This window comes from uncultured Dialister sp. (assembly GCF_937959425.1).
Taxonomy (GTDB): Bacteria; Bacillota; Negativicutes; order Veillonellales; family Dialisteraceae; genus Dialister.
Window position 1 is genome coordinate 1 of the sequence record NZ_CALGPS010000211.1, and the last position, 16,709, is coordinate 16,709.

General features: G+C 50.4%; 14 protein-coding genes. 13 read left to right on the plus strand and 1 reads right to left on the minus strand.

Annotation, left to right across the window (positions count from 1 at the left end; translation table 11 throughout):
• Positions 1-237: 237 nt before the first annotated feature.
• Positions 238-1,488 (plus strand): aminotransferase class I/II-fold pyridoxal phosphate-dependent enzyme, encoded by a 1,251-nt coding sequence (locus tag Q0482_RS08900; protein ID WP_299145574.1) that lies wholly within the window; start codon positions 238-240, stop codon positions 1,486-1,488.
• A gap of 86 nt (positions 1,489-1,574) precedes the next feature.
• A complete protein-coding gene (locus tag Q0482_RS08905) occupies positions 1,575-3,104 on the plus strand; it encodes an amino acid carrier protein (RefSeq protein ID WP_299145576.1) in 1,530 nt (509 codons plus the stop codon).
• Between the two features lie 44 nt (positions 3,105-3,148).
• Here the strand turns inward: Q0482_RS08905 and Q0482_RS08910 are convergent, their stop codons facing one another.
• The gene (locus tag Q0482_RS08910) at positions 3,149-3,817 is read right to left on the minus strand and encodes a DUF4405 domain-containing protein (protein WP_299145578.1); all 669 of its coding nucleotides are present in this window, start codon (positions 3,815-3,817) and stop codon (positions 3,149-3,151) included.
• Between the two features lie 678 nt (positions 3,818-4,495).
• On the opposite strand from Q0482_RS08910, the gene Q0482_RS08915 reads away from it, so the two are divergent.
• The 11 genes from Q0482_RS08915 to Q0482_RS08965 all read left to right on the plus strand — a co-directional run bounded on the left by Q0482_RS08915 (position 4,496) and on the right by Q0482_RS08965 (position 16,703).
• A complete protein-coding gene (locus Q0482_RS08915) occupies positions 4,496-5,764 on the plus strand; it encodes an O-antigen ligase family protein (protein ID WP_299145579.1) in 1,269 nt (422 codons plus the stop codon).
• A 740-nt stretch (positions 5,765-6,504) separates the two neighbouring features.
• Entirely contained in the window at positions 6,505-8,061 is a 1,557-nt protein-coding gene (locus Q0482_RS08920; protein ID WP_299145581.1) for a succinate CoA transferase, read from the plus strand.
• 289 nt (positions 8,062-8,350) lie between these two features.
• Positions 8,351-10,012, plus strand: coding sequence for a methylmalonyl-CoA mutase family protein (locus Q0482_RS08925; protein ID WP_299145583.1), 1,662 nt, complete (start codon positions 8,351-8,353; stop codon positions 10,010-10,012).
• Positions 10,013-10,076: 64 nt separating this feature from the next.
• Positions 10,077-10,475, plus strand: coding sequence for a cobalamin B12-binding domain-containing protein (locus tag Q0482_RS08930; protein ID WP_008859876.1), 399 nt, complete (start codon positions 10,077-10,079; stop codon positions 10,473-10,475).
• A gap of 120 nt (positions 10,476-10,595) precedes the next feature.
• The gene (gene meaB, locus Q0482_RS08935) at positions 10,596-11,534 is read left to right on the plus strand and encodes a methylmalonyl Co-A mutase-associated GTPase MeaB (protein ID WP_299145585.1); all 939 of its coding nucleotides are present in this window, start codon (positions 10,596-10,598) and stop codon (positions 11,532-11,534) included.
• A 19-nt stretch (positions 11,535-11,553) separates the two neighbouring features.
• Complete coding sequence (locus Q0482_RS08940; protein ID WP_008859878.1) at positions 11,554-12,006, plus strand: VOC family protein; 453 nt, start codon at positions 11,554-11,556, stop codon at positions 12,004-12,006.
• Positions 12,007-12,087: 81 nt separating this feature from the next.
• Complete coding sequence (locus tag Q0482_RS08945; protein WP_299145587.1) at positions 12,088-13,617, plus strand: carboxyl transferase domain-containing protein; 1,530 nt, start codon at positions 12,088-12,090, stop codon at positions 13,615-13,617.
• A gap of 59 nt (positions 13,618-13,676) precedes the next feature.
• Entirely contained in the window at positions 13,677-13,973 is a 297-nt protein-coding gene (locus Q0482_RS08950; RefSeq protein ID WP_297013935.1) for a hypothetical protein, read from the plus strand.
• Positions 13,974-14,011: 38 nt separating this feature from the next.
• On the plus strand, positions 14,012-14,428 hold the full coding sequence (locus Q0482_RS08955) for an acetyl-CoA carboxylase biotin carboxyl carrier protein subunit (protein WP_299145589.1): 417 nt from the start codon (positions 14,012-14,014) through the stop codon (positions 14,426-14,428).
• Between the two features lie 286 nt (positions 14,429-14,714).
• Complete coding sequence (locus Q0482_RS08960; RefSeq protein ID WP_366517996.1) at positions 14,715-15,473, plus strand: 5-oxoprolinase subunit PxpA; 759 nt, start codon at positions 14,715-14,717, stop codon at positions 15,471-15,473.
• A gap of 27 nt (positions 15,474-15,500) precedes the next feature.
• Positions 15,501-16,703, plus strand: a complete 1,203-nt coding sequence (locus Q0482_RS08965; RefSeq protein ID WP_299145593.1) for an NRAMP family divalent metal transporter — start codon at positions 15,501-15,503, stop codon at positions 16,701-16,703.
• Positions 16,704-16,709: the final 6 nt, after the last annotated feature.

Genomic DNA, 16,709 nt, shown 5'->3' on the forward strand with positions numbered 1-16,709 from the left:
GATAGTAATTATCGACAGTCAAATGAATTACCGAGGAAAACTTGACACTTACGGCGGGCCATTCGCCTCTTTCTTTTTCTGCGGTCATGCATTATAATAAAGTCGTCAATTTCATAGAAAAATGGGCAAGGGCGCCTGCGGCACAGTTTTGCTGCGGGCTTTTTCTTTTATTTGCTTTATTTTTCCGTTTTCAGTAAGAAGGATGGGTTCTTCTTACCTATTTCAAGGAGGATTTATATGTTCAGTATCGCAGCGCCCCATGCTAAGGGAAAAAGTGCGGAAGATAATATTTTTGCAGCCAACAACAGGGCCATTGCCCTGGCCGAGAAAATCGGCAATGACAAGGTAGTCAACGGTACGGTAGGTTCCATTCTTGATGAAGATGGAAATCTGGTGGTGCTGGATGTGGTGAAGGAAGCGCTGAAGGAGCTTTCCCCGAAGGAAATCTGTGCCTATGCACCGATCCAGGGGTACCGGAAATTCCTGGATGACTGCATTGACCAGTGCTTCGGAGATTCCCGTCCCGAAGGTTATGTGGATGCCTGCTCCACCCCCGGCGGCACAGGGGTGCTCCATCATGTGGTGCACAACTATTCTGAACCCGGTGATGAGGTGCTCATTACGGACTGGCACTGGGGCGCCTATGACAGCCTTATTGATGATAACAACCGCAAAGTGAGAAGCTTTTCCTTCCTTACCGATGACGGCCATTTCAACACCGCCGCTTTTAAGGAAGCGGTGGAGGATATCCTGAAGAAACAGGACAATATCGTCATCATCCTGAACGGTATTGCCAACAATCCCACGGGCTACTGCATGTCCGTGGCAGAATGGCAGGCAGCGGTGGACGTGCTGAAGGACGCTGTGGCCGATGGAAAGAAGAATGCCATCCTGGTTCCCGATGTGGCTTATCTTGACTACAGCGGCGAGAAGCAGGAATGCCGGAAGTTCTTCAAGGTCTTCGGCGGCCTTCCGAAGAATATCCTGGTGGTCTGCGCCTACACCCTGTCCAAAGGCTTTACCATGTACGGCCAGCGCATGGGCGCCATGATCGGCATTTCATCCGACAAGGACGTGATTAAGGAATTTGTGGACATCAACCAGTACAGCAGCCGTGCTACCTGGTCCAACTGCAACAGCGCCGCCCAGAATGCCATGATTCATATCTGTGAAAATCCGGAGAAAATCAAACAGCTGGATGAAGAAAGAGCCCGGTATTTCAAACTGATCCAGGAAAGGGCTGCCATCTTCATGAAGGAAGCAAAGGAAGAAGGCGTGAAATTCGTCCCCTATATTTCCGGTTTCTTCATTACCATTCCTGTTACCCATTCCCAGGCCGTATGCGATGATCTGGAAAAACAGAATGTCTTCCTGGTACCTTTGAAGAAGGGCATCCGCCTGGCAGTCTGCTCCGTGTCCAAAGCCAAGATGGAAGGCCTGGCCCACAAGCTGGCACTGGCCATCAAGGCAGCAGGGGCAGAGCAGTAAGGGAAATATAAAATTTTAGAATGATGCAGGGCCGGCCATGAATGATTCATCATGACCGGCTATTTCATAAGAAGGGAGAGAGGGATATGGAAAACTTATTTGCTGCGCTGAACGCAGTACTGAGCTTCGTCACTCCGGTTTCCGACTTTTTCTGGGATTTCCCGAAAATGTTCAGCTTCTGGAAGAATATTCCTGTATTGGGGTCCTTTTCACTGGCCATTATCGTGCTGGTGGGTTCCGGCATTTATTTCACCATCCGCCTGGGGTTCGTGCAGGTGAGACTGTTTGCCACCGGGGTGCATACCTTGGCCACAAAGAGAAGCATTAAGACCGGCATATCGCCGCTGGCAGCCTTTCTTTTAAGTACCGCCATGCGCGTAGGGCCGGGCAATATGATTGGCGTTACCGGCGCCATTGCCGCCGGCGGTCCGGGGGCCCTCTTCTGGATGTGGGTTTCCGCCTTCTTCGGTATGGCTACTGCCTTTACTGAAGGCACCCTGGCCCAGATTTTCAAGGAAAAGAGAGGAAATACCTTCGTAGGCGGCCTTCCTTTCTATGCCAGAAAGCTCTGCGGAAATAAAGTATGGGTGGGTACCATCCTGTCGGTTGTTTACATCATCTATGCCCTCATGTGCCTGCCGGCCCAGGGCTTCAACGTAGTTACCTCTGTAGGTGCCATTGCGGGACTCATAGAAAACGTAAAGATTCCCGTGCAGTCCAACTTCTATTATGTAGTTTCCGTACTGGTCATCCTGCTGGTAGCCTTCATGGCTTTCGGCGGCATCCGCCGCGTGTCTCACTGGGCGGATATTCTGGTGCCTGTGATGGCTGTCATTTATGTGGTTACCGCAGTGCTCCTGATCCTTCTCAACCTGGACAGCGTACCCTATTTCTTTAAGGCTGTTTTCACAGGGGCCTTCAAGCCGGAAGCCATTTTCGGCGGGTTCCTGGGCACCGCCCTTCTGCAGGGCGTAAAGAGAGGCCTCATGTCCAATGAAGCCGGCCAGGGCACCATTACCATGGCCGCTGCTTCCGCCGAAGCCCATCATCCCTGCGAACAGGGCATCATTTCCGCCCTGGGCGTATTCCTTGACACCCATGTGATCTGCACCATGACCGGCTTTATCATCGTCATGGCCCATGAATGGGCACTGGATCCCGAGGCATGGAAGGCAGCCGGCACCTACAGCAAGTTCCTCCTCTCCGTGAACGGACTGACGCCGGATATGCTGCAGGTACTGCTGCAGATTATGGTTTCCGTATGCTTCTGCCTCTTTGCCTACACCTGCGTTATCGGCTTTGTTTCTTTCTCTGAAATTTCAGCCAACCGTATTTCCTCCACCAAAGGCTTCATCAACTTCATTCGCGGCCTCTGCATCTTTGTGGCCGCCTTCGGAATCGCCTGCAACATTGCAGGATACGACCTGTCCAACCTGTGGGCCTTCTCTGATCTGGGAAATATTATCATGGTGTACTGCAACGTGCCCATGCTCTACCTGGGCCTTCGGTATGTCATCAGGGCCGCTGCCCATTATTCCAAGGACAGCAGTGCCTCCTTTGATTCCGAAAAAGTGCTGGGCATCAAGACCGCCTACTGGAATGGGGAAGAAAAATAAGCATCAAAAAACAGGAACGGCTTTCCGTTCCTGTTTTTTGATGCTTATGACTGAATCGGTTTCCGTTTCCGCTGCCGGAAGAATTTCTGCACATAGTAGGCAGCCGCTGCATAGAGAGAAAGAATGAGAAGGTGGCCCAGCGTAAAAGTCCAGAGGGTGACAGGAATGGCCCTGGCATTGGGGATGCGCTGGAGAAGAAGCCTGCTTCCTATGCTGTAGTAAAAGGAGAAATAAATGCCTCCCGCTGCTATGAGAAGGAGCAGCACCTTATATACCAGGGAAAGATGGGAGATTTTGCCAAGGCCCATGCCCTTTTCTATACGGGGCAGGATGGCGCTCCAGTGAAGGCCCAGGTGAAATCCCATGGCAATCAGCATGACGTAGCCTGCCACGTGATGAACCTGGTGGGCCAGGCGGGGCGCCTTTTCCATGCCTGTGGGAAGGACGTGGGAAATCATAAGGCCGCTTCCCATGACCGCGGCAAAGGAGAGGAGAAGCAGCATGTCGGAAAGAAAGGTGAGCTTCCTGTCGGCGTTCCACCGTCCCCGGGCAAGGGATTTGTACCACTGCCTGTTGAACCAGGTATGAAGAAGGAAAAGAAGAAAGAAAACAACAGCCAGCATTTCGTGACCGAAGTTCCGCACAAAGCGGTAATCCAGAATCATCAGAAAGGAAATGAGCATTCCTGTATCTACTATCATTCGTTTGTTCATGATAACCTCCTTGGAAGGAAACATGGTCTGTTTCTATGTATATTGTACCATGATGGGAGAAGCGGGGAATGGGGATTGGGGATTGGGGAAAGTGCTTGCTGTCGGTTTTCCTTTTGTCGCCCGACCGATGCGGGATAACAAGTGGGAGAGGGAAAGGAAAGCATGTAAAGCCCCTGCGCCCCCCGCTCGAAATGACGGAGAAGCACTGATGACACAAAAGCAGGTCCCGCAACGCTGACTTTATATTTATTGCCGCGTCAGCGGCAATCCACAACCCTTTGAACCCTTTGAACCCTTTGAACCCTGCCACGCAGTGGCTCCATGAAATCTGATTTATACCGGCGCGTCCCCCCCGCTCGAAATGACGGGGAAGCACTGATGACACAAAAGCAAGCCCCGAAACGCTGACTTATATTGCGCCCATAGGGCGCCTCCACAACCCTCGGCCCAAAGGGCCGTCAAACCTGAGAACCCTCCGGCCATAGGCCGGTCAATCTTAAGAACCTTTCTACATAACCCTTTTATACAACCCGCCGCTGACAGGCGGCCACAACCTTCGCCCGCAAAGCCCCGTCAACCTTCCCCTCTGAACCCGCTGAACCTTCTTCGGCGCTTTGCTCCCCGCGTACATTCTCTTATTGCTGCCTGCAGCATGGTCCTATATAATAATAAAAATGAATGGATTTCATATCGGAGGATAAAATGGGGAAAAGTTCCAGCGGCGGCCTTTGTGCAAAACAGCATATTCTGTATTTACTTTATATCACTCTTTTTCTGCTGCCTTTGAATCCCTTCCTTTTCTATGTACCTCTTCTGCCGGCGGTGATTCTGTGGCTGGTGAACTGGAGGAAGAAGGGGGAAGTGACCATGACACTGCCTCCCTTATGGCAGCCGGGGGCAGTGTTTCTTGCTGCGGCCTTTCTTTCCGGCTTCGTGTCGAAGAACACAGGATTCTCTCTTATGAACTGGGCGCTGCAGCCTTTGATGTATGCCCTGGTATACCTTTTGATTTATACCACCGTTTCATCGGAGAGGGAAAAGGAGAAGGCCCTCTATGCCTTTTTAGCGGGAGCCGTGGTGACCGTGGTGTACGGATTTTTCCAGTATGCCAATGCGGCAGGCATGGCGGCGGATATGGAAGCCCAGAGCTGGGTGGACCCGGAAAGGTTCCCCCTCCTTCGGAGGCGTATGTATTCCACCCTGGAAAATCCAAACCTCTTTGGCGCTTACCTTCTCATGATGATCAGCATCCTTACTGCTTTTACCCTTCGGGAGAAGGCAGTGAAGCGCAAGACCATTTTCGGGGTCATTCTTTTTGCCCTCCTTCTCTGCCTGGCCCTCACCTATTCCAGAGGTGCCTGGGTGAGTCTGGCGGCCATTGTGCTTGGGCTTACTCTTTTCTATGATAAACGGTTTGGGCTTTTATTTCTTCTGGTACCGGTGGTTCTTGCCTTCTATCACGGGCAGATTGTGGAAAGGTTCCTTTCCCTCTTTTCCGGCGAAGATACGTCGGTGGATCTGCGGTTTGCCCTTTGGGAAAGCACCCTGGCCATGATAGAGGAACATCCTCTTCTGGGGGTAGGCTGGGGTACCTATTTCCTGGCCTATCCGGATTATAATTTTTTTATCCAGGAAGAGGGCGTTCTTATCTTCCATGCCCACAGTATGTATCTCAATATGCCGGCGGAAGTGGGGATTCCCGGCGGTCTTGCTTTCCTTACCGCTTTTTTTGCCCAGGGGCTTCTTTCCTGGAAGATTTACAGACATAGCAGTGACAGCTTTTCCAAGTCCATGGGACTGGGAGGCCTTCTCATGGTCATGGCCCTTGGGGTTATCAGCATTGGAGACCATGTGCTCTTCAGCCGGTCTGTATCCTTCTGCTTCTGGAGCCTCTCCGCCCTCTGCGTATCCTGTGGGAAAGAAATTAAAGATAAGGAATGCAGATAGCAAATCATGAAACGGGAGCTTTGAAGAAATGCCATTTTCTCAAGGCTCCTTTTTTTTGCGGAAAGTCCGCTTCCCCCGGCAGGAAGGTAATGGCACCCCGCCATAGGCACTGATGACGCAAATGAAGATTTATATTGATTGCCGCCAAAGGCGGCAATCAATAACCTTCGGGCCCACAGGGCCCGTCAAACCTGAGAACCTTAAGAACCTTCGGCGCCTTGGGCGCCGTCAACCTTCTCCTTTGCACCTTTGAGCCCTCTGCTTTCAATATCCATACCGCTGCCTGACCTGATTCATACATTTCCATGTACATGTAAGGAGAACCTATAAATTGAAATGTTTCAATTAAAAATTCGCCGATTTATAGGCTTATTTGTAAATAAAGGGTTATAGGTCACATTATTCATAATTTGTCTAATAGGAAATATTTATAACGGGTACAAAGGATTTTGTAAGACAAAAGGTGCATTTAGGGGCTTTTCATTGGGAAAAGTGTGCTATAATAATACTGGTGATTGAATGAACCAAAATGCAGTCAGCAGAATCTAACGATTGGAGGGTTTGGTCTTGTGATTATAGTATTACACTTTCATGGCATACATAATCTTAAGATAAACTCATACCACTTGGATTAGGCGGCTGTTTTTTTACGGGTAAAAAGTTCTGCGGCAATGCTGAAGCGAGCAATCAGGTTTTGCGGCTGCGGACTTTTATATAATTTATTTTTCATTTTTGGGAGGATGATAGTAATGATCGACACCAATGATAGTGAATTCCTTAGCAGAATCGAAGACAAAGGTCTTCTCTCCAAGGTATGCGATGCCAAGACTGCAGCAAAAATGTTCAATCCTGGCGATATCATCGGTATTTCCGGATTTACGCCCTGCGGCTATCCGAAAATTACAATGCATGAACTCGCAGAACGCATGAAAGAAACTCCATTCCAGGTTGATATCTGGACCGGCGCATCCACCGGTTCCCAGATTGATACAGAACTGGTAGCTGTAAACGGCGTTAGAAACCGTATGCCCTACCAGACCAATGCCAACCTGAGAAAAGCTATCAACGCAGGCAAAGTAAACTACTACGATCTGCACCTGTCCCATGTTGCTCAGCAGGTACGTGCAGGCTTCTTCACCAACGTGAAGGGCGAACACGTAACAGGCCCGGATTTTGCAGTAGTTGAAGTCTGCAAGATCGGACCGAACGGTGAACTCTATCCGACCACCGCAATCGGCAACTCTCCTGTATATGTTGACACTGCAAAGAAAGTCATTGTAGAAGTCAACACCACCCAGCCGCTGGATCTGGTAGGCATGGCTGATATCTACATGCGTAAGAATCCGCCATTCTGTGAACCGATTCCGATTCTCCATGCAGGCGACCGCGTAGGCACCCCGTACATCCCCTGTGATCCCGCAAAGATCGTTGCTATCGTTCCATGCGATATGCCTGATGTAACCCGTACACTGGCTCCGCTGGATGACGATGCAGAAGCTATGGGCAACAACCTGGTTGACTTCCTGAAGAACGAAGTTAAACACGGCAGACTGCCTGAAAACCTGCTGCCTCTGCAGTCCGGCGTAGGCAACGTAGCAAACGCTGTTATCCACGGCCTCGTTGAATCCGATTTCAAGAACCTCTCCGTATACACCGAAGTTATTCAGGATGGCATGTTCGACCTGATTGATAAAGACAAGATCGACATGATTTCCGGTACTTCCCTGTCCCCATCCCCGGACGGACTGAAACGCTTCTATGCTAACATCCAGAAGTACAACAAGAAGATCGTTCTTCGTCCGCAGGAAATTTCCAACAACGGTGAAGTTGTTCGTCGTATCGGCGTAATCGGCATGAACACCGCTCTGGAAATGGATATTTACGGCCATGTAAACTCCACCCATGTAACAGGCACCAAGCTGATGAACGGTATCGGCGGCTCCGGCGACTTTGCCCGCAATGCATTCCTGTCCTGCTTCTTCTGCCACAGCACCACAAAGGGCGGCAAGATTTCTGCAGTTGTTCCGATGTGCTCCCATGTTGACCACACCGAACATGATACCCATGTATTCATCTCCGAACAGGGTGTTGCAGATGTCCGCGGCCTGACCCCGAAGGAAAGAGCAAAGGTTATCATCAACAACGTTGCTCATCCGTCCTTCAGAGACCAGCTCATGGATTACTACGAAAGAGCATGCGCTGCCTGCGGCAACAGCCAGACCCCGCATCTCCTCCAGGAAGCATTCAAGTTCCATGAAAGCCTGGCTGAAACCGGAGATATGCATTTCAAGAAATAATTTAATTTTTCAAGAAGTGCTTTAATACTTTACAAATAATCCAGATATTGTATAATTACCTATGGTGATGGCTGTCAATGACAGTGTCATACACATGGGTCTCGCAAGAGTCCGAAAGCTGCTGCAAGAAGATTCAAACGATCGCTGCGGCAGCGAAAGGCTTTGCGGAACCCTGACGGAAGCTTTCCCCGATAATGGAACAAGAAGAGCACAAAACCGCGGTTCCCATGAAAAAGGGCAAGACTTCCAGATAGTTACATACTTACTTTTTTAGGAGGAAGATGAACTCATGTCTAACGAATCCCTGAAAGCTAAACTTGATGCCTACAATGCAGAATATGCAAAACAGGTTGCAAAACATCCGGAAAGAGTTGGTCTGAAACATAAGAACCTGTACACACCACTCGATCTCGAAGGTTTCGATTATGAAAAAGACCTCGGTTTCCCTGGTGAATATCCTTACACCCGTGGCGTACAGCCCACCATGTATCGCGGCCGTCTCTGGACCATGCGTATGTATGCTGGTTTCTCCACCGCTGAAGAATCCAACAAACGTTATAAATACCTGATTGCTAACGGCGGCACCGGCCTGTCTGTAGCATTCGACCTTCCGACCCAGATCGGCTATGACTCCGATGACAAAATGTCCGCTGGTGAAGTTGGTAAAGTAGGCGTAGCTATCGACTCCCTCTACGATATGGAAAGACTGTTCGACGGCATTGATCTTGGCAAGGTTTCTACTTCCATGACCATCAACGCACCGGCTTCCATCCTGCTGGCTATGTACATCGCTGTAGCTGAAAAACAGGGCGTTCCTGCAGCAGCTCTTCGCGGCACCATTCAGAACGATATCCTCAAGGAATACGCAGCACGCGGCACCTACATTTTCCCGGTTAAACCGTCCATGCGTCTGATCACCGATATCTTCGAATACTGCTCCGCAAACGTACCGAAGTGGAACACCATTTCCATTTCCGGCTATCATATCCGTGAAGCTGGTTCCACCGCTGCTCAGGAAGTTGCATTCACCATTGCTGATGGTATTGCATACATCGAAGCAGCTCTGAAAGCAGGCATGAAGATCGATGAATTCGCTCCACGTCTGTCCTTCTTCTGGAACGCTCACAACAACGTACTCGAAGAAGTTGCTAAATTCCGTGCTTCCCGTCGTATCTGGGCTAGAATCCTGAAAGAAAGATTCCATGCTGAAAACCCGAAGTCCATGAAACTCCGTTTCCACACCCAGACCGCAGGCTCCATGCTGACCGCTCAGCAGCCGAACAACAACATCGTTCGTGTTGCTCTGCAGACCGCAGCAGCAGTTATGGGCGGCACCCAGTCCCTGCACACCAACTCCCGCGATGAAGCACTGGCTCTTCCGACCACTGAATCCGTAACCATCGCTCTCCGTACCCAGCAGATCGTAGCTTACGAATCCGGCCTGGCTGACGTAGTTGACCCGCTCGGCGGCTCCTACTATGTTGAAGCAATGACCAACGCCATCGAAGAAGAAGTTATGCAGTACATCAAGAAGATCGACGAAATGGGCGGCGCTGTAGAAGCTATTGATAAAGGCTACATCCAGAAAGAAATTCAGGACTCCGCTTATGCTTGGCAGATGGCTGTTGAATCCGGCGAAAGAACAATCGTTGGCGTCAACAAGTTCACCATGGAAGAACCACCGGTTACCGGCCTGCTGAAGATCGATGCATCCGTTGGCGAAAAGAAGAAAGCTCAGCTCGCTAAGGATAAGGAAAACCGTGACCAGGCTAAAGTTGCTGAAGAACTGGCTAAACTTGAAAAAGCAGCTCAGACTCCGGCTGAAGGCCCAGACCATGTTAACCTTATGCCAGTCATCCTCGACTGCGTACGTGCATACTGCACCGAAGGCGAAATCTGCGGCGTTCTCCGTAAAGTATTCGGTGAATACAAACCGCACAACACCCTTTAATCTTAGGGCAGCCTGAAGCAAGAGAATATTACATTACTCAACATATTTCTGGAGGTAATTTACAATGGCAGACAAACGTATCAGAGTACTCGTAGCTAAACCGGGTCTTGATGGACACGATCGTGGTGCAAAAGTTATTGCCCGTGCACTTCGCGACGCAGGCATGGAAGTTATTTACACCGGTCTTCGTCAGACTGTTGAACAGATTGTTGAAGCAGCAGACGCAGAAGACGTTGATGTAGTAGCTCTGTCCCTGCTCTCCGGCGCTCACAACACCCTTTTCCCGGAAGTTGTAGAAGCACTGAAGGCTAAAGGAATGGGCGACGTACTGGTTATCGGCGGCGGCGTAATCCCCGAAGACGATATCCCGGGCCTCGAAAAAGCTGGCGTAAAAGCTATCTTCACACCTGGCACCCCAACAAAGAAAGTTATTGACTTCATTAAAGAAAACGTTAAGAAATAATCAGCTGACCGCTGTTTATCATTAGCGCTTTGGTAATTTAGCTGCTAGGGACTGGGGGACTGCCTCCAGCCCCTTGCAACTATCTTATTTCTCTTTACTCTTCGAAAAGGCGGTGTATCCATGGAATTCTCAATGAAAGATTTTTGGAATGGAAACAGACGTGCCTTAGCGAGAGCAATTACCATCGTTGAAGACGAACGGGATGGTTTTGAAGATATCATGAAAGATATCTATCATCATACCGGTCGTGCACAGGTCATCGGTATCACTGGTGCACCTGGTGCGGGTAAGAGCACACTGTCAGATGCCCTGATCAAGAAATACCGTGCTCAGGGTAAGACCGTAGGTATCGTTGCAGTCGATCCTACCAGTCCGTTCTCCGGCGGCGCCATCCTTGGCGACCGTATCAGAATGAACGACCTGACCTTGGATAAGGGTGTTTATATCCGTAGTATGGGCACGCGCGGCAGTCTGGGCGGACTTTCCCGCAAGACAGCTGATGCGGTAAAACTGATGGATGCTTTCGGTCTCGATGTTATTTTCATCGAAACAGTAGGCGTAGGACAGTCAGAAGTCGATATCGTCAAAAATGCGGATACAACACTTGTTGTGCTCGTACCTGGACTTGGTGACGATATTCAGGCTATTAAAGCAGGTATCCTCGAAATTGGTGATGTATTCGTCATCAATAAATGCGACCGCGACGGCGCAGATCGTCTGAATGTAGAAATCGAAATGATGCTCGATCTGGGTGAAGCTCAGAACTGGCGTCCACCGATTGAAAGGACGATTGCGAACAAAGACCAGGGTGTAGATGATGTAGTAGCAGCCCTGGGTGATCACCGCAAGTATTTGGAAGAATCCGGCGTTCTTGAAGAAAGAAGACGTGACCGGGCTCGTTCTGAAATGCTTGAGATGATTCACGACCGCATTTCCCGTCATATTGAAGAAAATATCTCCAAGACGGGTGAATTTAGTGACTACGTGGAACAGGTCTTTGAACGGAAAACTGATCCGTTTACAGTCGTTGATTCCATTGTGGGCAAAATATTCAAATAATTTTAAAGGAGGAGTTATTATGGCATTCAAAGTTTTAACTGTCGATCATGTTGGCGTAGCTGTTAAAGATCTTGCAAAGATTAAACAGCAGATGAAAGACATTTTCGGACTTGAACCTTCTCTGCCGGATGAAACCGTTGAAGAACAGCATGTAACCACAAGCTTCTTCAAACCATCCGCTCAGACCGAAGCATGCGAACTCGAATTCCTGGGTTCCACCACTCCGGACGGCCCGATTGCTCGTTTCATTGAAAAAGCAAACAACGGCAAAAACGGTTTCCAGCATGTTGCTCTTCGTGTAGATGACATCGAAGCTGCTCTGGCTGATCTGCAGGCTAAAGAAGTTCCGCTCATCGACAAGAAGTTCCGTGTTGGTGCAGGCGGCTGTCATATTGCATTCTTGCATCCAAAGGCAACTGGCCTTCTGCTTGAACTGACAGAACGCCCCGGCGGCCCATCCTTCAAGAAATAATTTGAACGATGGCATATGAGCTGTCTTTTCTGACAGCTCATCCCCCTTCAGGGGGACCCTAAAATTTTTGGAGGTGTAAGAATGGCAACTGTTGAAGAAAGAATTGAACTTCTCCATAAAAACCTCGCTCATGTAGAGGCTATGGGTGGCGAAAAACGTGTTGAAAAACAGCATGCAAAAGGCAAACTGACTGCTCGTGAAAGACTTGCTCTTCTGTTTGATGAAGGCACTTTCGTAGAAGTCAATGCCCTTGTAAAATCCCGCTGCCACAACTTCGGCCAGGAAAAGAAAGATCTCCCTGGTGAAGGTGTAGTAACAGGTTACGGCACTGTTGATGGAAGACTTGTATTTGCATTCGCTCAGGACTTCACCGTTGAAGGCGGCTCCCTTGGTGAAATGCATGCAGCTAAGATCGTTCACGTAAATGAACTGGCTCTGAAAGTCGGTGCACCTTGCGTAGGCCTGAACGATTCCGGCGGAGCTCGTATTCAGGAAGCTGTCGATGCCCTCTCTGGCTACGGCAAGATTTTCTGGTGCAACACCATTGCATCCGGCGTTATTCCCCAGATTTCCGCAATCATGGGACCATCTGCAGGCGGCGCTGTATATTCCCCGGCTCTGACCGACTTCATTTACATGGTTAAGAAGACATCCCAGATGTTCCTGACCGGCCCGGCTGTAGTTAAATCTGTAACCGGCGAAGAAATCACAGCAGAAGCTCTCGGCGGCGCAATGACCCATAACCGTACTTCCGGTGTAGCTCAGTTCGCAGCTGAAAACGACGAAGACTGCATTAAACAGATTCGTTACCTGCTCTCCTTCCTGCCGTCCAACAACATGGAAGATGCTCCTATCGTTGAAACCGGTGATGATCCCACAAGAACCGATCCGGCTCTCGACACCCTTATGCCTGAAAGCTCCAATGCTCCATATAACATGTACGATGTTATCAAGTCCATTGTAGATAACGGCGAATACTACGATGTAGCTAAGGAATTCGCAAAGAACATCATCACCTGCTTCGCTCGTATGGACGGACAGACTGTTGGTATCATTGCTAACCAGCCGGCATTCATGGCAGGCTGCCTTGACTACAACGCATCCGATAAAGCAGCTCGTTTCATTCGTTTCTGCGACTGCTTCAACATTCCGGTTCTTAACATCGTCGACGTACCAGGCTTCCTGCCCGGCAAACAGCAGGAATATGCCGGCGTAATTCGTCACGGCGCTAAGATGCTGTTCGCTTACTGCGAAGCTACCGTTCCGAAGATCACCATGATTCTCCGTAAAGCATACGGCGGCTCCTACATTGCTATGTGCTCCCGTGAACAGGGCGCTGACCAGGTATTCGCTTGGCCGACCGCTGAAATCGCTGTTATGGGACCTGCAGGCGCAGCTAACATCATCTTCAAGAAAGATCCGAACAAAGAACAGCGCACAAAGGAATATGTGGAAGAATTCGCTACTCCTTACAAAGCTGCAGAACGCGGCTATGTAGACGCAGTTATCGATCCGAGAAATACTCGTCCGACAATCATCAATGCACTGAAGATGCTTGCTTCCAAGCACGAAGTACACCCGGCAAAGAAACACGGAAACATTCCGCTCTAATATTTGCCGCTTAAATACTCTAATTGAAAGGATGGGTACAGATGGATAACAGTACAGTTATGTATATCGCGGTATTTGCTGCCGTTGTTGCAGTAATTGCCCTGATCATGATCTGGCAGGTACGTTCATCTCTCAATCAGTCCGCAGCACCGGCACCGGCCGCAGCTCCCAAGAGAGCAGCTGCAGCTCCTGCAGCAGCTCCTAAAGCCGCTGACAATGGTGCAGTCGTAGCAGCTATTGCTGCTGCTATCGTTGCTATGGGTGGCGGCGAAATCGTCTCCATCCGCCCGGCAGCTAGAACCGGCTGGACCACCGCAGCCCGCATTGCAGGCGTTTCCGGTAATCAGCAGTTCTAATTGAAAGTTGAAAGTACAATCATTTAGGAGGAAAGACAATGAGAAAATTTACTGTAACAGTTAACGGCCAGGATTACGATGTAGTAGTTAAAGATGGCGGCGCTGCAGCAGCAGCTCCGGCACCGGCAGCAGCTCCGAAAGCAGCTCCGGCACCGGCAGCAGCTCCGGCTCCGGCAGCAGCTCCAGCTCCGGCTCCCGCTCCGGCTCCGGCTCCCGCTCCGGCAGCAGCTCCTGCAGGTGCAGGCGAATCCGTTGAAGCTCCGATGCCTGGTAAAGTTATCCGCATCAACAAACATGTTGGTGATGCAGTAGCATCCGGCGACGAAGTCCTCGTTCTGGAAGCTATGAAGATGGGCAACCCGATTATGGCTCCTTGCGATGGCAAAGTTACCTCCATGCAGGTTACCGAAGGCCAGTCCGTACAGGGCGGCGATCCGCTGTTCACCGTTGGCTAATACCAGCTTGAACTATGCATAAGAAAAGCAGTGCTTCGGCACTGCTTTTTTTATTGCCCTTATTGCTTCCCTTCGGAATGGGCTCGTTTTTGTTGCAGGACAGGAGTTTTTTCTTTTCTTTCTTTTTGCATTGACAAAGGCTAATGTATAATATATACTGTTATTTAATTAAATATACATAGAGCGATGAAGCGGCAGGGATGATCTCCCTGCCGTTTTGTGCCCTTAAGGCAAAGAAGGCTTCCATGAGAATGGGGCCTTTTTGTGTATTAAAGGGGGAATGGAAATGAAGATTGATTTGAACAGTGATTTGGGAGAAAGCTTTGGCGCTTACACCATAGGCTGTGACGAGGAGGTATTGCAATACGTATCCTCCGCCAATGTGGCCTGCGGCTTCCATGCAGGAGACCCGAAGGTCATGCTTCATACGGTTCAGCTTGCCAAGGAAAAGGGCGTATCTATCGGTGCCCATCCGGGGCTGCCGGACCTTGTGGGATTCGGCAGGCGGAAGATGGCCATTACCCCAGAGGATGCCTACACCATGGTGGTGTACCAGGTGGGGGCCCTCATGGCCATGGCAAAGAGCCAGGGCGTGAAGGTGGCCCATGTGAAGCCCCACGGCGCTCTTTACAACATGGCTGCTAAAGACAGCATCCTTGCCGCAGCCATTGCCAAGGCGGTCCGTGATGTGGATGAGGGTCTGGTGCTCTACGGACTGGCAGGGAGCGAAATCATCAGAGCCGGAGAGAGGGAAGGTCTTGTCACTGCCAGCGAAGTATTTGCAGATCGGACCTATCAGGCTGACGGTACTCTGACACCGAGAGGTGAGGCAGGTGCCATGATTACGGACGAGGAAAAATCCCTTGCCCAGGTGCTTTCCATGGTGAGAGATGGAAAGGTCACCACCCTTGACGGCAGGGTGATTTCCGTGAAAGCCGAAACTATCTGCGTTCACGGCGACGGCCCAAAGGCTTTGGCCTTCACGAAGAAAATCAGAAAGACCCTGGAAAAAGAGGGAATTCTTATAGGACCAAAGATGATGTAAATTGATGCAGACAGGGAGGGAATCCTTATGGGAGACAAGAAATCAACACAGTGGAAAGTCCTTCTGGGCGCAGCCTTTCTGATGGCTACTTCTTCCATCGGCCCGGGCTTTCTGACGCAGACCACCGTATTTACCCAGAAGCTGGGCGCCAGCTTCGGCTTTGTTATTCTCTTCACCATCATTCTGGACGTGATTGCCCAGATGAATGTATGGCGCATTATCGGTATTTCCGGAAAGCGGGGCCAGGATATTGCAAACATGGTCTTCCCGGGACTGGGGTACATGGTGGCCCTGCTCATTGTAGCCGGCGGTCTGGCTTTTAATATCGGCAATGTGGCCGGTGCAGGCCTGGGGCTCAATGTGCTTCTGGGAGTAGACCCTAAAATCGGCGCCGTCATCAGCGCCGCCATTGCGGTTATTGTTTTCACCGTTAGGGAAGCGGGAAAGGTGATGGATAAGCTCACCGCCCTGGCCGGCGGCGTCATGATTCTTTTGACTCTCTATGTGGCTATTACGTCCAATCCACCGGTAGGTGAAGCAGTGATGCGCACCGTGGACCCGGCCACCATTGATTTCATGGCCATCGTTACCATCGTAGGCGGTACCGTAGGCGGGTACATTACCTTTTCCGGCGGCCACCGTCTCATTGATGCAGGCATTACGGGGAAGGAAAATCTGGGGCAGATTACGAGGAGCGCCACCACCGGCGTCCTTGTCACCGGCGTCATGCGGGTGCTTCTCTTCCTGGCTACCCTGGGTGTGGTAGCGGCAGGGCTGGCACTGGACCCGAAGAACCCGCCGGCTTCCGTATTCCAGCTGGCAGCAGGGGTGGCAGGATACAAGATTTTCGGCGTCGTCCTTTTCTTTGCAGGCATTACCTCCGTCATCGGCGCTGCCTATACTTCCGTTTCCTTCCTCCGCTCCTTCAGCAAGACCATTGATATCAATTACCAGAAATTCATTATCGCCTTCATCGTGTTCTCCACCATTGTCTTTGCTGTCATCGGACGGCCGGTGGCAGTGCTGGTCATCGTAGGCACACTGAACGGCCTTATCCTTCCTGTTACCCTGGGTGTCATCCTCCTCGGCGCCTACAATAAGAAGATTGTTGGCGACTACCACCATCCTTACTGGATGGCTGCTCTTGGCGCCGTGGTGGTAGTGATGACAGCCTACATGGGTATTATGACAGTCATAAACAATCTGCCTAAAATCATGGCTGCTTTGTAGATGCAG

What these genes read in the sequence shown, in the direction of transcription:
- Q0482_RS08965 (WP_299145593.1), top strand. Translation starts at nt 15,501, where the DNA reads ATGGGAGACAAGAAATCAACACAGTGGAAAGTCCTTCTGGGCGCAGCC.
- Q0482_RS08905 (WP_299145576.1), top strand. Translation starts at nt 1,575, where the DNA reads ATGGAAAACTTATTTGCTGCGCTGAACGCAGTACTGAGCTTCGTCACT.
- Q0482_RS08915 (WP_299145579.1), top strand. Translation starts at nt 4,496, where the DNA reads ATGGATTTCATATCGGAGGATAAAATGGGGAAAAGTTCCAGCGGCGGC.
- Q0482_RS08930 (WP_008859876.1), top strand. Translation starts at nt 10,077, where the DNA reads ATGGCAGACAAACGTATCAGAGTACTCGTAGCTAAACCGGGTCTTGAT.
- Q0482_RS08940 (WP_008859878.1), top strand. Translation starts at nt 11,554, where the DNA reads ATGGCATTCAAAGTTTTAACTGTCGATCATGTTGGCGTAGCTGTTAAA.
- Q0482_RS08960 (WP_366517996.1), top strand. Translation starts at nt 14,715, where the DNA reads ATGAAGATTGATTTGAACAGTGATTTGGGAGAAAGCTTTGGCGCTTAC.
- Q0482_RS08950 (WP_297013935.1), top strand. Translation starts at nt 13,677, where the DNA reads ATGTATATCGCGGTATTTGCTGCCGTTGTTGCAGTAATTGCCCTGATC.
- Q0482_RS08920 (WP_299145581.1), top strand. Translation starts at nt 6,505, where the DNA reads ATGATAGTAATGATCGACACCAATGATAGTGAATTCCTTAGCAGAATC.
- Q0482_RS08900 (WP_299145574.1), top strand. Translation starts at nt 238, where the DNA reads ATGTTCAGTATCGCAGCGCCCCATGCTAAGGGAAAAAGTGCGGAAGAT.
- Q0482_RS08925 (WP_299145583.1), top strand. Translation starts at nt 8,351, where the DNA reads ATGTCTAACGAATCCCTGAAAGCTAAACTTGATGCCTACAATGCAGAA.
- Q0482_RS08955 (WP_299145589.1), top strand. Translation starts at nt 14,012, where the DNA reads ATGAGAAAATTTACTGTAACAGTTAACGGCCAGGATTACGATGTAGTA.
- Q0482_RS08910 (WP_299145578.1), bottom strand. Translation starts at nt 3,817, where the DNA reads ATGAACAAACGAATGATAGTAGATACAGGAATGCTCATTTCCTTTCTG.
- meaB (WP_299145585.1), top strand. Translation starts at nt 10,596, where the DNA reads ATGGAATTCTCAATGAAAGATTTTTGGAATGGAAACAGACGTGCCTTA.
- Q0482_RS08945 (WP_299145587.1), top strand. Translation starts at nt 12,088, where the DNA reads ATGGCAACTGTTGAAGAAAGAATTGAACTTCTCCATAAAAACCTCGCT.